The sequence below is a fragment of the Marinoscillum sp. HNIBRBA16962 genome (genome assembly GCF_057801515.1).
In genome coordinates, this window is sequence record NZ_CM173603.1 from 5,513,626 (window position 1) to 5,527,242 (window position 13,617).

The window sequence follows — 13,617 nt, forward strand, 5'->3', positions numbered from 1 at the left end:
ATAAGATCACTACGTCTTTACTACATCAATAGCAGTTATTGACTTGACTTTCAATTCTTTATGTTTTTATCTTTTTAGAATTTTATGATCACAGATCTACGTATAAAATACAATTGGCTGATGACCGGGCTTCTTTTTGTGCTGTTTTGGCAGGCAAAAGCACAATCTGAGATCTCTCAAATCACTCCTAAAGCTGAAATAAAGGGAACTCCCCGGATTGTTCATTACACTAAAGATGATTTTCAGGGGGATCCGCAAATATGGTCCATGTGCCAGGATGACGCGGGCATTATGTATTTTGGGAATAACGATGGAGTACTTGTCTTTGATGGTGCAAGGTGGCAGACCGTAACGCTGCCAAATAACAGTTCGGTAAGGAGCCTCCATCACAGCAAAGATGGGAACGTGTATGCAGGCGGATTCAATGAGTTTGGTACGGTAGAACGAGACGAGTTTGGGAACTTTCAGTATAAATCACTAACCAACCTTCTCAGACCTGAAGAGCTAAACCTGGAAAATATATGGTCTATTCATGAAGTCCAGGGCTATATCGTTTTCAGAAGCTTCACCAAGCTTGTAGCCATCGCCAACAATAAAGCGCTCACCATACCTACCACCAGCTTTTATTACTCCAATGTTATTGACAACAGGCTTTACCTTGTAGATGGCGAGGGTGTAAAAGCTCTGGATATGGAAAGTCTCGAATTCACTCTTTTGGCTAATAGTACTGCACTTAATAATGGCTCAGTTTCATCCATTCTTCAGGGACCCGGAGAGGGTGAAATACTCATTCTAACCAAACAGGGAACTGCTTTTATTCATGACCTCAGCCGACAACAGACCCGGTTTTTCAAGACATACTTTAACGAAACATCCATCAATCAGATCCTGGACGCCATCAAATCCTCGGCGGGCAACTACTACCTGGGAACACTGAGCAGCCAGATCATAGTGCTGAATAACTCCGGCGAAATCATCTCTGTAGACGATGCTTTTAAGAACCTTCAGGATAATACGGTTTTAAATCTTTACGAAAGTACGGAAGGAAATATCTGGGCCTTGCTCAACAATGGGATTGATTGTATCAACATCTCCTCGCCTGTATCGGTCATGTTTGAGGAAGCTTCCATTTTTGATGTGCTTATTCATGGAGGTAAGATCTACGCCGCCACTAACCAGGGGGTCTATGTCTCCAACCACATCATTAAAAGCCCAAACTTTTCGAGCCTGGAGTTTCAGAAGATCCCCGGACTGGAAGGGCAGGTATGGACCCTTCAAAACTTCCAGGATAAAGTAATCTGCAGCCACGACCGGGGTATCTTTATCATTTCAGACAACCAGGTGAAAAGGCTGAGCGGGATCAATGGTGTCTGGAAAGTTATTCCCATCCGCGGAAAACCCAACTACTATTTTGCCTGTACCTACTACGGCATCAACTTACTGCGGTACCATCCCAACTCCGGCTTTGAGGTCAATGACCAGCTGGAGGGCTTCTCAGAATCCAGCAGGGATATTATTCAGGGTGATGAAGACGGTGTCTTTTGGGTATGCCATGGCTATAAAGGTGTATTTAAATTGAAAATCGGGAAAAACTATGACAAAGTACTGAGCGTAGAGCATTACCGTGAAAATGGGCTGCCATCTCCATTTAACATCAATGTATTCCGGTGGGATGAGGACATTATTTTTACTACAAACAAAGGAATCTTTACCTACAACAATGAAACCAGCCAATTCCTACCGCATACTTTTCTAAACGCTCTTCTTGGTACCGAAGAAAACATCAGAAAAGTACTGGAACACGGAAACAAGACGTGGTTTGTGGAGGATGATGAGCTGGGCTTTTTCCAAAACGGTGAAAATCCCAAACCCGAAAAAGGCCTTTTTCTGGAGCTCAAAGGGACATTTAATCGAGGCATGGAATGTATTGTACCAGTCAATGAAAACAACGTTTTGGTAGGCACGAATACTGGTTTATACGCCTATGACCTTTCTTTTGAGTCAACCGTTCGCCGGTATGAAACCATGATCACTGAGGTCAGCTATAAAAAAGAGGACGAACGAGTAAAATGCAGTCTCAGAAAAGATATCGGACATGAAATGCCTTACGGGATCACGGAGATAAGATTTAAATACTCTGCCCCAAAACTAAAAGATCAAACTCGGGTCCAGTATAGTTACTTGCTCCAAGGAGTCGATACTGACTGGTCCTCATGGAGCACTAGTCCGGCGAGAGAATTCACCCATTTGAGGCCGGGGAACTATACTTTTAAAGCAAAAGCACGAAACATGCTTGGTGAAGCAGCTCCGGAAGCCACCTACCAGTTTACAGTACTGCCGGTGTGGTATCTAACCTCCTGGGCTTTTGGGTTTTATGGATTTTTGGTCCTGACTATCGGGATGGCTTCCAGAAAAATAGTGAAAAGAAAAATAGAAGAAGAGAAAAATAAAACAAGGAAAGAAGAAAAGAAAAAACAGAAGGTACTGGAGCTGGAAATTCAGCAAATGCAGCTGGAGCGGGAGAAAGAACGCATCGAGCGTGACAAAAAGCAACTGGAAGAGGATGTGGTCTTTAAAAGCAAAGAGCTGGCTAACTACACGATGCTGCTTGTCAAAAAACAAGAACTACTCACAGATATCAGAGAGGAGTTGAAAAACCTGAAAGAAAGCACCCGAAACGATCAGTCCAGGAACCTGCTTAGAAACCTGGTCAGAAAAATCGGCATCCACCTCAACGACGAAGAACACATTCAGGTTTTTGAGGCAAATTTCGAGCGTGTGCACCATGAGTTTTTCCAGGAGCTAAAAACCCACTTCCCGGACCTTACTTCCAAAGAGTTGCGGCTTTGCGCACTGGTCAAAATGAACCTGACTAATAAAGAGATAGCCCCTATCCTCAACATTTCATTACGAGGAGTGGAAACGGCAAGGTATCGTCTGAGAAAACGGCTTAGCCTGGAGCATGAAGAAAACATGGTAGGATTTTTAGAAAAATTGGCTCCCTGAATGGTCTTTTTTGCCTGACCGGCCACAGATTGCCGGAAGGAAAATCCCACATAGATGTCTTTGACTATACCAAAGTAGATTAGGCTGGTTCCTTTAGGGCTTTTTGCTACTTTAGCCTTATGAATCCGCGGACATTAAAATTCCTTAGCTACCTGGGTGTAACGGTGGTAATGGCCCTGAGTGGCGCTTACTTTTATAAAACCTGGCAAAAAGGTGAGCCACGGTGGTACTTTCTTGTCATGGCTTTTGGGATAGCTTTGCTGCTGGTTTATAACATTATTGGGAAGAACAGGAAGAAGTAGGTCAATCCGCTTATAAACTTCAAAAGTCTTTCAGACGCCTTAAAAGAGACTTTTGTAGTTTTTCTCCACGAGACAAATGCTCCAAACGGGATTTGACCAGTAAAGCCCTGAACTCATTATATAAAATTTGCGTTACTTTACATTATAATAATTGTTATAATGATATGATCAAAGTTAAAGTAACTACAGTCGGATCTTCAGCTGGAATTATCATACCAAAGGAAATCATGAACAAGCTACGCATCAAAAAAGGAGACACTCTAACCTTTATTGAAACGGCCAATGGAATTGAAATCACACCATATAACACGGACTTTGAGGAAGAAATGCAGCAGGCAGGTAAGGTAATGGGCGACTACAGAAATGCCCTGAAAAAACTGGCTGAATGAGTTACCGGTGGGTGAGCATAAAGGCAATCAAGGCTATCCATTATGAACAACTTGCTCAGCATGGTGGTTTACCTGGTGTAAGAGACGAACCTTTGCTGGAATCTGCTCTTGCGCGTCCCATCAACTTATCTCAATATGAAAATGCTTCGTTAGCCAGGTGTGCAGCAGCTTATGCCTATGGAATTGTTCGTAATCACCCATTTAATGATGGGAACAAGCGTACCGGGTTCGTGGTAGCCGTTACCTTTCTATTGCTTAACGGATATTATATCAATGCCGCCGAAGTGGATGTAGTAATGGTTTTTACCAATTTGGCCGCGGGCGATATTTCAGAAGAAGAATTGCATGAATGGTTTGAAAGAACTATAGTAAGAGAGGTCTTAAGCATTTAACCAGGACTTAATCAGCCGAAAAAAGAGTCCGGGTCATAATACTTCTCCCCAGGGTTATCTCATCTGCATACTCCAGCTCTCCACCTACCGGGATACCGCGGGCGATAGTAGTGATCTTCACGCCAGTTTCTTTGAGCATTTTGGTGATGTAAAAAGCTGTGGTATCACCTTCCATCGTGGAACTTAATGCCAGGATGACCTCTTTCACTTCACCTTCAGGATTTTTTACACGTCCCAGAAGCGTATCGATCTTGATATTTTCCGGGCCTATTCCATCCATGGGAGATATTCTTCCACCCAGCACATGAAACAACCCATTATACTGACCGGTATTTCGAATAGCCAAAACATCCGGTGTATCCTCCACTACCAGGATAGTACTGGTATCTCTGGACATAGTCATACAAGTACACTCCTCAGTGTCAGCAATAATATGACAGGTCTTACAATACTTGACATGCTCCCGAAGATCCCTGAGAGCCTCAGAAAGGTTGAGTGTTTCAGAAATTGGTTGCTTTAATAAATGGAGGACAAGACGCAAGGCGGTCTTCCGACCAATACCTGGCAACCTGGCGATCTCTTCTACCGCCTTCTCCACCAACTTCGAAGGATATTCCATTTTATTCTATAGTAGCAGAGATACCCGCATCGTTCACTCCTTCTTTCATTGGCTTCAGCTCTCTAAATGTACCTTTCTTTACGGCACATCTTCCCTTGTAGTGAATGATATAGGTACACTGCTCTGCCTGATGCAGGTCGTGCCTGCACACCTTTATCAGGGTGTTGATGACATGATCAAAGGTGTTGTAATCGTCGTTATGAACTACGAGATCTTTTACACCATCCTGATCAATATCCTCGGCAACATCTACCAGTTCTTCGGTCTCGGGGGCGTACTCCATCTCTACCATCATACTGCAAAATTAGTGTATGTCGGGAAATTGCCACAATTTTGAGCACTTTCTTGACAAACTCAACCGTATAATCGATGAATCCACTTATTGTTGGAAGCATTATCCTGGGTTATTTCCTGGTACTTATCGGATTTGCCTTTTTTACCTCCAAAAACAGTACGGATGCTGATTTCTACAACGCAAACCGGCAGTCACCCTGGTACCTGGTAGCTTTTGGCATGATCGGGGCCTCGCTTTCTGGAGTCACCTTTATCTCTGTGCCCGGTGAAGTGGGAAACAGTAACTTCCATTACTTTCAGGTGGTTTTAGGCTATCTGGTGGGTTATTTTGTCATCGCCACAGTACTGCTACCCTTATACTACCGGCTCAACCTGGTCTCCATTTACACTTACCTGGAGCAGCGTTTTGGCTTCTGGTCTTACAAGTCCGGGGCGTTTTTCTTTTTGATCAGCAGGATCATCGGCTCATCTTTTCGACTGTTCCTGGTAGCAGGGGTCCTGCAAATCTCCTTTTTCGATGCTTTTGATCTGCCTTTTTGGGTCTCTGTAGCAGCTACCATTCTTCTGATCTGGCTTTATACATTCAAGGGCGGGATCAAAACCATTGTATGGACCGATACCCTTCAGACCACCTTTATGATCGCAGCGGTGATCATCAGCATCTATTTCATCAAATATCAACTGGACTGGAGCTGGGGGCAGCTGGTTTCCAGCATTTCCGATGATGGGAGAAGCGCCATTTTTAACTGGGACTGGAAAAGTGGCAACAACTTTTACAAACAGTTTTTCTCGGGAGCATTCATAGCCATCGTGATGACCGGCCTGGACCAGGACATGATGCAGAAAAACCTTACCTGCCGCAATTTAGGCGACGCTCAGAAAAACATGTTTTGGTTCTGCATTATCCTGGTGATTGTAAACTTCCTGTTCCTGAGCATGGGTCTTCTGCTCTTCCAGTTTGCCGAAGCTACAAACGTAGCTATCCCTGCCAGAACGGATTATCTTTTTCCGGAGCTGGCGATTCATGAATTCTCAACGCTGGGAACTGTGGTATTTCTTTTAGGTATTACCGCAGCAGCTTACTCAAGTGCAGACTCGGCACTAACCGCGTTAACCACTTCATTTTGTGTAGATTTTCTGGGGTTCACACCAAAGAACTACCATCAGCGCAAAACCCTGCGAAAAACTGTACACTTTGGTTTTTCCATCGTGTTGTTTATGGTGATCCTCATCTTTCACGCTATCAATGACCAGAGTGTGATTACCGCCGTGTTTATAGCTGCGGGATATACTTACGGACCGTTGCTGGGATTATTTGCACTGGGAATTTTCACCAGGATCAAAGTAAAAGACAATCTCGTGCCTGTAGTTTGTATCCTTTCACCAATTATCTCCTATATCATTAACCTAAATTCAGAGGTGCTATTCGGCGGTTATAGGTTTGGTTTTGAGATATTGATCTTGAACGGGTTTCTTACTTTCATTGGACTAATAACCATTAAAAAGTAAAATCGCATATTTATGAAACATAAATATAATTTAGAAAGATGACCACTTTTACTAGTTCTTTGCCCAATGATCTGCTCGATGAGCTTAATAAAAGTGCTAAAAGACTTTCACTCCCGAAAAACAAGCTAATAGAGAGAGCTCTCCGTATTTACCTGGACCAATTGAATAAAGCTGAATACATCAAATCTTACAAAGAAGCTGGTCAGGATGAGGAGGTAATGAACATTGCTGAAGAGAGCATGGGCGAATACTTGAAGCAGCTCAAATAATGAAACAAATTTAATAACCTCACAGAGCCTTCAGAAATTCTGATTTTCCATATACGATCTATTTCAAAAGAACGACTTGTCCGTAAAATTGGTCGAATTACCAGCTCTCAATTAGATCAATTAAAGAAAGGCCTTAATGACATTTTAAGATATTGAAAGTTACGTGATCCCCAGTTCCTTCACGGGATCCCAAAACACTTCCCTGAAATTTACTATCTGATCTTCTTTTACCCGAACGCCCTCAGCCTCCAGAAGCTTCTGCATAGCATCCGGACCTCCGGAGAAGAAATGTTTAGCTGTAAGGAGACCATTCCGGTTAACCACCCTGTGAGCAGGCACTTCCGGATCTCCTGCTGACTGATTCATGGCCCAGCCCACCATTCGGGCACTTCGCTTGAGCCCAAGATATGCCGCGATAGCTCCGTAAGAAGTTACCCTCCCTTTGGGGATCAACTTTGCTACTTCATGTACATCTTTAAAAAAGTTAGATTTTGAATCTTCCATAACTTAGCACTGCTCATATCTGTTATATTGAAAAAGTAACCCTTAAATGTAAGTAAGAATGCCAAATAATGTATTAGTAACCGGCGCAGCAGGTAATCTGGGAACTGCGGTTTGCGAAAAGCTTTTAGCTGATGGTTATACCGTCATAGGAACACTGGCACCAGGAGAAACACAGCCAGACAGCCAGGTGGATTTTTACGAATGTAACCTAACAGATGAGGTGGAAACTACCGATTTCTTCAACTCAATAAAGATCAAGTATAAAACCATTCACGCAGCTGTTCTCTTAGTTGGCGGATTTGGCATGGGTGGCATTGAGGACACATCAGGGAAAGACATGATGGGAATGTTTAACCTCAATTACATGACGGCATTTCATGCCTCTCAAAATGCATTTAAGTGGATGAAACAGAGCCATGGTGGCCGGATCGTTTTCGTAGGCGCCAAACCTGCCCTGGAAGGTGGAGCGGCCCCGATCCTGCCTTACGCTATATCCAAAAGTGCTGTGATCAAACTGGGTGAAATCTTGGATGAGGCAGGTGCTGATCACAACATCAGAGCCTCTGTAATAGCTCCCAGCGTCATTGATACTCCTCCCAATAGAAAACATATGAAGGATGCAAACTTCAATGATTGGGTGAAGCCGGAAGAAATAGCAGAAGCTATCGCTTTCCTGATTGGTGACAAGTCAAAAGCCCTAAGAGATACGGTATTGAAACTATACAATAATGCTTAATCCAAAACGGTAACCTCAGCTTCTGTGAAAATAAAAAACAAGTGAAGCGGATCATCGTCATTGAGTTTCAACTTGCCGATGACCCGCACCTTTGCGTCCTTAAAAGGAAAAGCATCTTCGGTATACACCTCAGCAACTGTTTCCGGTCCGGCATTACCACAGAAAAAACAGTTATTATAGGGAAACCTGGAGAGGACAAAGTAGTCTTGAGCGCCGGATTGTTGAAGGGGAATTACGTAACCTTCTATGGTAATTCGCTTACCATCCAGTGCTCTTAGTTCATCAGAGAATACGGGTATTTCCAGCATTTCTCCCAGAGAAGTATCATACCGCTGATCCAGTTTGAGCTTACTCAGGGTTTCCCAGCCGTCATTGTTATCAGTAATAACCAGGTCTGGAAAAAACATGATAAATATTATGAAAAAAATATTATTCATCACATACAAATATGAACAGGACTAAGAGAAGATAAAAGAAGCTTAATGAATTGTAGTGTTTTCCAAAAAGAGGATCTGGCGACTATTACTTCTCCACTCTTCCAGCAAATCTGAAGGAACACCAGTAGAGGTAAGAACAAATGAACCTAAAACCACGTCCACATCAGAATCTCCATCAACATCTCCCGCATCCATGACCATCCAACGTCCCTTTGCTGCAAAATCATCAAAATAACTTGGCTCAAAATTCATATTTCCTTCATTTTCAATGTAAACAATACTTCTGGATGCTCCATTTAAAAAATCCGGAAAAAATGAAGCTACTATCATATCACGGTCTCCATCCAGATCAAAATCAAACACTTCTACCTGGGAAGCTCCATAAAACGGGAAAAAATATTCTTCTTCAAATTCGAAATCCCCCGAGTTAATAAATATACGTACGCCGTGGTATGGTTTAAGTGTATTTGTATAATCTCCATTATCACCATTTGTTAATATAATATCCAAATGACCATCTTGATTCATGTCTTCTAGCTGAAAACTGTTGCTTCCAAACACAGGACTGAACCGTAAGACTCTTTTCTCTTTAAATTCACCCTGGTCATTTAAAAAAAGACTTATTCCTTCATCGCCCTGAGCAAACAATACGATGAGGTCCTTGTCCTGATCGTTATCTACATCATAGCATATAACCTTTGTAGCTCCGGGAATCCCTTTTAAAATGGTTTCCTTATACCCTGAGCCCGTATTCCGGAATAAGGATAATTTTCCGAGGTAATTTCCAAACCCACAAATAATCAAATCCTGTAACTGGTCTCCATCAAAATCCTCTTCTAGAAATGAAACCGGTCTTGAAAGTTTGGTTAATAAAACCTGAGGGTCTGCCAAGTTATTGGCATCCAGGGTTACAAACGCTCCAGTTTGTTCATCATTGGGGTATAGCTGTCCAATTGACAGAATGGAAAGTCTATTGTTTTCAACCCCTGTTTGAAGTTGTACGACAGGACTCTGAACCTTTTCATGTTCTAATATCTCAAATGAGCTATTAAGCTTAATTAAGTACCCATTACCATCACCCACATAAACATTTCCTTCCTGTTCAGTTATCTTTACCAGAGTAATAATAGGGAAGCCACCTAAATTAACAAACGGGAAAGAAGCCCGAAATAAGGAATTGGAGGGACTCCGCATAGTTTCAGGCAAGACAATGCTATCCGGAGCATGTTCTTCAAAATAAGTTACTATTTTCCTCCACGCTGAATCGGAAATGATGGGCTTGGCAGGAAAAAGATCCGCCGACTCCAATCTATAAACCTCCATCATTGATTTACCTTTATAAGGGTCCTTAAGCGTAGCAAGTCCAAGACGGCTTCCCATTGCTGGCAAGACATTCCCCCACATTTTTTTTGTTAGGAGAGTAGGTTCAGGAAACTGGTGGCAACTGCTGCAATATATCTGTGCAAGTTGTTCCCCACTTTTCGATTCCAAATTCTTCTGATCCTGATTCGAATCTGAAAGCCCACAACCCAAAAGCAACACACTCCCTAATAAAAATATTATACTGAAATAACCAATTCCTCTCAACCGTTTATAGATATAAATCAATGAATCTGTACATGACGTTTTTCACCCGTATAACTATAAAAATCGACGCTTGCTACCTGAGATTTCTTAAAACTCAATCTTCTGGTAGATTGAGACAAGAACCCACTTCCATAATATAGCTCTACTTTCTCGGATCGGCCATCATGATAGTTGATTTCTGCCCAAAAATCCATCGCATCTGGCACCAAAAAAGTGTTAGAGTCAGCTTTTACAACAAAAACCTTAAGACTATCCTTATTTTGGGATGCAATTAGCAATCGCCTCCCATTTTTCATAACCACCTTACTGAGAGCTTTAGCATCACCCGGAACGTTGAATCCTACACTTGTATTTTTTGCGTCAAAATGCCCAGTCCCGTCTCCAAAAAGAACCAACCCTGAAAACGCGTCATATTGCCCCACGTTAGTTTCATTACCATAATCATTCCCTACCATAACAATATCAAGATGATCATCAGCATCAATATTTTCAGCAACCAATCCATTTACCGGAGCAAATTGAGCTTGTATTGGCAATTTCCTGATTTCAAACTTTCCATTCCCATTATTTTGCATGTAGCTAGTAGAAACATATCTGGCTGAAAGATGAATTGCATTTTCTATTTCCTCCGGCTTCAAAAGCTCATAAGTACTGGTGGAAGCATACTGTGCATAACTTTCAAATTGCTTTCGAAAATTAGGGCTTTGAGTATACAGTTCATTCCAATAATGAACAGGAAATGGTTTCATTCTGTGATCTTCTGATTTAACATAGCAGGACAAAATCGCATCGATCCTCCCATTGTCATCAAAATCATCAGCAATAACTTCTATTGGCTGATCTGAATCAGCGCAGAATGGATTATTTTCACCAAGATTACCTAATACATAATCTACGTCTCCATCTTTATCGAAATCCCCAGAAGTAATACTGTTCCACCAACCTGAGTAATCTTCTAACCCTGTATTAAATGTATTTAGTTTTCCCTCGGTATTTTTAAAAATCTGTACAGGCATAAATTCTCCAACGATAATCAGATCAGCAAGTCCGTCATTGTCAAAATCGCTCCACAAAGCATCCGTAACCATCCCAACCGTTTTTAAAGGTTCGGGGGTTACATCTGTAAATTTCCCGTTTTCATTTTCCAGCAAATAGCTTTGAGGGGATTTTGGATAACTTCCAGGAATTACTCTTCCTCCGATAAAAAGATCCAAGTCTCCATCGCGATCATAATCCGCCGCTCTGACACAAGATCCACTTGACCGCATTGGGGGAAGAGCGGTTGTATCCAATCTGAAATTACCTGATCCATCATTAAAGAGCAGTCTGTCTTGATAATATATGCTCTTGGCCTCGTGCTCGTAGCTACCACTCACAATATACAAGTCCTGATCACCATCATTATCAGCATCAAAAAATAAGACGCCCTCATCTTCCTCTTGCTTTCCTTCATCAGCCACCCCACCACGCCTCTCAAAGATTCCGTTGGCTTTCTGTATGTAAAAAGTCCCCTGATATTTTTTAGATCCTCCAAGAAAAAAATCCTCCAGTTCATCCCCATTAATGTCGCCTACAGCGATGCCCGGTCCGTATTGAGAAAATTTATGCGGTATTGTTCTCTGAATATTGAAGTCTATAAAGTCAATTTCGTCATGTTTATACAGGATATTTAATGAACCCGAAACTTCTTCAAGCAGAGATGAATTCCATTCCGAATAGCTTTTTCCAATTCCAGATTTTGAATCATCATAATTGAAAGTAAGTACCTCATTAGCTGCGATGTTGGTTCTTGTTTCAATCCGTCCACCTGACCATTCCACAGCTATTGAATCCACCACTTTCACCTCTCCTAACCCAAAGTGAACATAATCCTCAACAGAGGAGAGATAGCCTCTACCGATATAGTGCTCAGAAAACTGCATTTTCCCATTATCGTAAAAAATGGTCACTTTAGTCCCAATTCCTGAAAAATTGCCTACTGGACCCGATAGCTTCACTCTCAGAAAATTTCGTTTGGTATCTATGGTGTTTTCATACAAAAAAGCTTTGTCACCTATATTATTAGTCACAAAATCCAGATCTCCGTCATTATCCAGATCAGCAAATGCAGCTCCATTTGAAAAGGAGGGCTGAACAAATCCCCATTTTTCAGAAACATCGTTAAAAAGGAGGTTTCCATCATTTCTAAATACGTAATTAGGAATTTTAACAGAGGGAATCTGATCAAGTAAATAGTCGATACTAGTATAGGCTCCTGATTTCTCCCTGAAACTTATAAAATCACGATCAGTGACGTCTTTAGGAAAACCATTTGTCACCGCTAGATCCTTATAACCGTCATTATCGAAATCTGCGAATAGCGGAGCCCAACTCCATTCTGTTTGGTGAACACCAGCCAACTGTCCGACTTCACTAAAAGTCATATCCCCATTACTCAATTGCAACATGTTACGGACATATTGATGAGCGTAACCAAATCGCTCATCATTGATGTAAGTAATGTAACCGGATCCACCGCCCACAGTTTTCTTTCTAAGGTTTGTTTCAGGCAGCATATCCAATGTTAGGATATCGCTGTGTCCATCATTATTTATGTCTGCAGCATCATTACCCATTGAAAACCTGGACTGATGTTTTATAGATTTATCTATTACTTCGGTAAACTTACCCTTATTATTTAGGTAAAGAAGATCATTGGTGATATAGTCATTTCCCACATAAATATCTAGCCATCCATCCTTATTAACATCGAGGATTGCGGCACCCAATCCAAAACCTTCTGATCGTATTCCAGCTTCAGCTGTTACATCGGTATAGGTTCCATTTCCATTATTTCGATAAAGCCTATCAGTATTGGTGGAAGTACCATCATTTACTTTTGGACGGTAAGTTATAGGTACTCCTCTTTGTTTAGAGTTCGTCAAAATAAACAAGTCTAAGTCCAAATCATTATCATAGTCAAAAAAGACGGCCATAGTGCTATGACTTTTATCGGCAATTCCATACTTACTTGCTTCATCTTTAAAAACTGGAATTCCATTTTCATTTAAGCCCTGATTCACAAAAAGCATGTTGGCTCTCATTGAGGAATCTCCTGATAAAGTGGCACAAACATAGATATCATGTAGGCCATCACTATTAATATCCACTATGGAAACCCCTGATTTCCATTTACCTGCTGCTCCCACACCTGCAATTTCTGTAACATCTTCAAATTGAAAATTTCCTTTATTTAGATAAAGACGATTTTCAACCATATTGCCTGTAAAGATAAGATCACTTAAACCGTTATTATCAAAATCTCCTATACCAACACCTCCTCCATTGTATATATAGGAGACATTGATGATATTAAAATCCTCGTTTTCTTTTATATCATTACTGAAATGAACCCCTGAGTCATCTGGATCAACGATTTGAAAAAGCGCTTTCTCTTTCGTACAAGCAGTCAAAAGAAAATACAGGAATACTATTCCAATTACTCTACCCATAAAGCTAAAAATTGTGATGTGTGACCATTTGAATATTTTGTCTCTAATAAAAATAAAAGAGACTGATACTTAATCAGCCTCT

The 13,617-nt window shown here is 41.4% G+C and carries 13 protein-coding genes and 1 pseudogene; 8 read left to right on the forward strand and 6 right to left on the reverse strand.

Going from position 1 to position 13,617, the window contains the following annotated elements:
• Window positions 1-84 precede the first annotated feature (84 nt).
• From AC3E9V_RS22830 to AC3E9V_RS22845, 4 genes are all read left to right on the forward strand, one after another.
• Window positions 85-3,006: a triple tyrosine motif-containing protein gene (locus tag AC3E9V_RS22830; RefSeq protein WP_488750486.1), complete on the forward strand. Its 2,922-nt coding sequence runs from the start codon at window positions 85-87 to the stop codon at window positions 3,004-3,006.
• Window positions 3,007-3,125: 119 nt separating this feature from the next.
• Window positions 3,126-3,308, forward strand: a complete 183-nt coding sequence (locus AC3E9V_RS22835) for a hypothetical protein (RefSeq protein ID WP_488750487.1) — start codon at window positions 3,126-3,128, stop codon at window positions 3,306-3,308.
• Between the two features lie 164 nt (window positions 3,309-3,472).
• Window positions 3,473-3,697, forward strand: coding sequence for an AbrB/MazE/SpoVT family DNA-binding domain-containing protein (locus AC3E9V_RS22840; RefSeq protein ID WP_488750488.1), 225 nt, complete (start codon window positions 3,473-3,475; stop codon window positions 3,695-3,697).
• Window positions 3,694-4,089, forward strand: a complete 396-nt coding sequence (locus AC3E9V_RS22845; protein WP_488750489.1) for a type II toxin-antitoxin system death-on-curing family toxin — start codon at window positions 3,694-3,696, stop codon at window positions 4,087-4,089. The genes AC3E9V_RS22840 and AC3E9V_RS22845 overlap by 4 nt, the downstream gene beginning before the upstream one ends.
• A 7-nt stretch (window positions 4,090-4,096) precedes the next feature.
• On the opposite strand, the gene recR is transcribed toward AC3E9V_RS22845, so the two are convergent.
• Both recR and AC3E9V_RS22855 read right to left on the reverse strand, forming a co-directional pair.
• Window positions 4,097-4,708 (reverse strand): recombination mediator RecR, encoded by a 612-nt coding sequence (recR, locus tag AC3E9V_RS22850; RefSeq protein ID WP_488750490.1) that lies wholly within the window; start codon window positions 4,706-4,708, stop codon window positions 4,097-4,099.
• 1 nt (window position 4,709) lies between these two features.
• A complete protein-coding gene (locus AC3E9V_RS22855; RefSeq protein WP_488750491.1) occupies window positions 4,710-5,003 on the reverse strand; it encodes an ATP-dependent Clp protease adaptor ClpS in 294 nt (97 codons plus the stop codon).
• A gap of 74 nt (window positions 5,004-5,077) precedes the next feature.
• Between AC3E9V_RS22855 and AC3E9V_RS22860 the strand changes: the two genes are divergently transcribed.
• The 3 genes and pseudogenes from AC3E9V_RS22860 to AC3E9V_RS22870 all read left to right on the forward strand — a co-directional run.
• Window positions 5,078-6,511 carry a sodium:solute symporter gene (locus AC3E9V_RS22860; RefSeq protein WP_488750492.1) on the forward strand — a complete coding sequence of 478 codons (1,434 nt, stop codon included), beginning with the start codon at window positions 5,078-5,080 and terminating at the stop codon, window positions 6,509-6,511.
• Between the two features lie 38 nt (window positions 6,512-6,549).
• On the forward strand, window positions 6,550-6,780 hold the full coding sequence (locus tag AC3E9V_RS22865) for a CopG family transcriptional regulator (protein WP_488750493.1): 231 nt from the start codon (window positions 6,550-6,552) through the stop codon (window positions 6,778-6,780).
• 18 nt (window positions 6,781-6,798) lie between these two features.
• Window positions 6,799-6,936, forward strand: a pseudogene (locus AC3E9V_RS22870) (type II toxin-antitoxin system PemK/MazF family toxin); the annotation flags it as partial.
• Window positions 6,937-6,939: 3 nt separating this feature from the next.
• On the opposite strand, the gene AC3E9V_RS22875 reads toward AC3E9V_RS22870, so the two are convergent.
• On the reverse strand, window positions 6,940-7,284 hold the full coding sequence (locus AC3E9V_RS22875; RefSeq protein WP_488750494.1) for an MGMT family protein: 345 nt from the start codon (window positions 7,282-7,284) through the stop codon (window positions 6,940-6,942).
• Between the two features lie 58 nt (window positions 7,285-7,342).
• Here AC3E9V_RS22875 and AC3E9V_RS22880 point away from each other — a divergent pair, with 58 nt between their 5' ends.
• The gene (locus tag AC3E9V_RS22880; RefSeq protein ID WP_488750495.1) at window positions 7,343-8,020 is read left to right on the forward strand and encodes an SDR family NAD(P)-dependent oxidoreductase; all 678 of its coding nucleotides are present in this window, start codon (window positions 7,343-7,345) and stop codon (window positions 8,018-8,020) included.
• Here the strand turns inward: AC3E9V_RS22880 and AC3E9V_RS22885 are convergent.
• The 3 genes from AC3E9V_RS22885 to AC3E9V_RS22895 all read right to left on the reverse strand — a co-directional run bounded on the left by AC3E9V_RS22885 (window position 8,017) and on the right by AC3E9V_RS22895 (window position 13,535).
• The gene (locus AC3E9V_RS22885; protein ID WP_488750496.1) at window positions 8,017-8,427 is read right to left on the reverse strand and encodes a hypothetical protein; all 411 of its coding nucleotides are present in this window, start codon (window positions 8,425-8,427) and stop codon (window positions 8,017-8,019) included. The genes AC3E9V_RS22880 and AC3E9V_RS22885 overlap by 4 nt on opposite strands.
• A 72-nt stretch (window positions 8,428-8,499) precedes the next feature.
• A complete protein-coding gene (locus AC3E9V_RS22890) occupies window positions 8,500-9,861 on the reverse strand; it encodes an FG-GAP repeat domain-containing protein (RefSeq protein WP_488750497.1) in 1,362 nt (453 codons plus the stop codon).
• Window positions 9,862-10,061: 200 nt separating this feature from the next.
• Window positions 10,062-13,535: a VCBS repeat-containing protein gene (locus AC3E9V_RS22895; protein WP_488750498.1), complete on the reverse strand. Its 3,474-nt coding sequence runs from the start codon at window positions 13,533-13,535 to the stop codon at window positions 10,062-10,064.
• Window positions 13,536-13,617 lie beyond the last annotated feature (82 nt).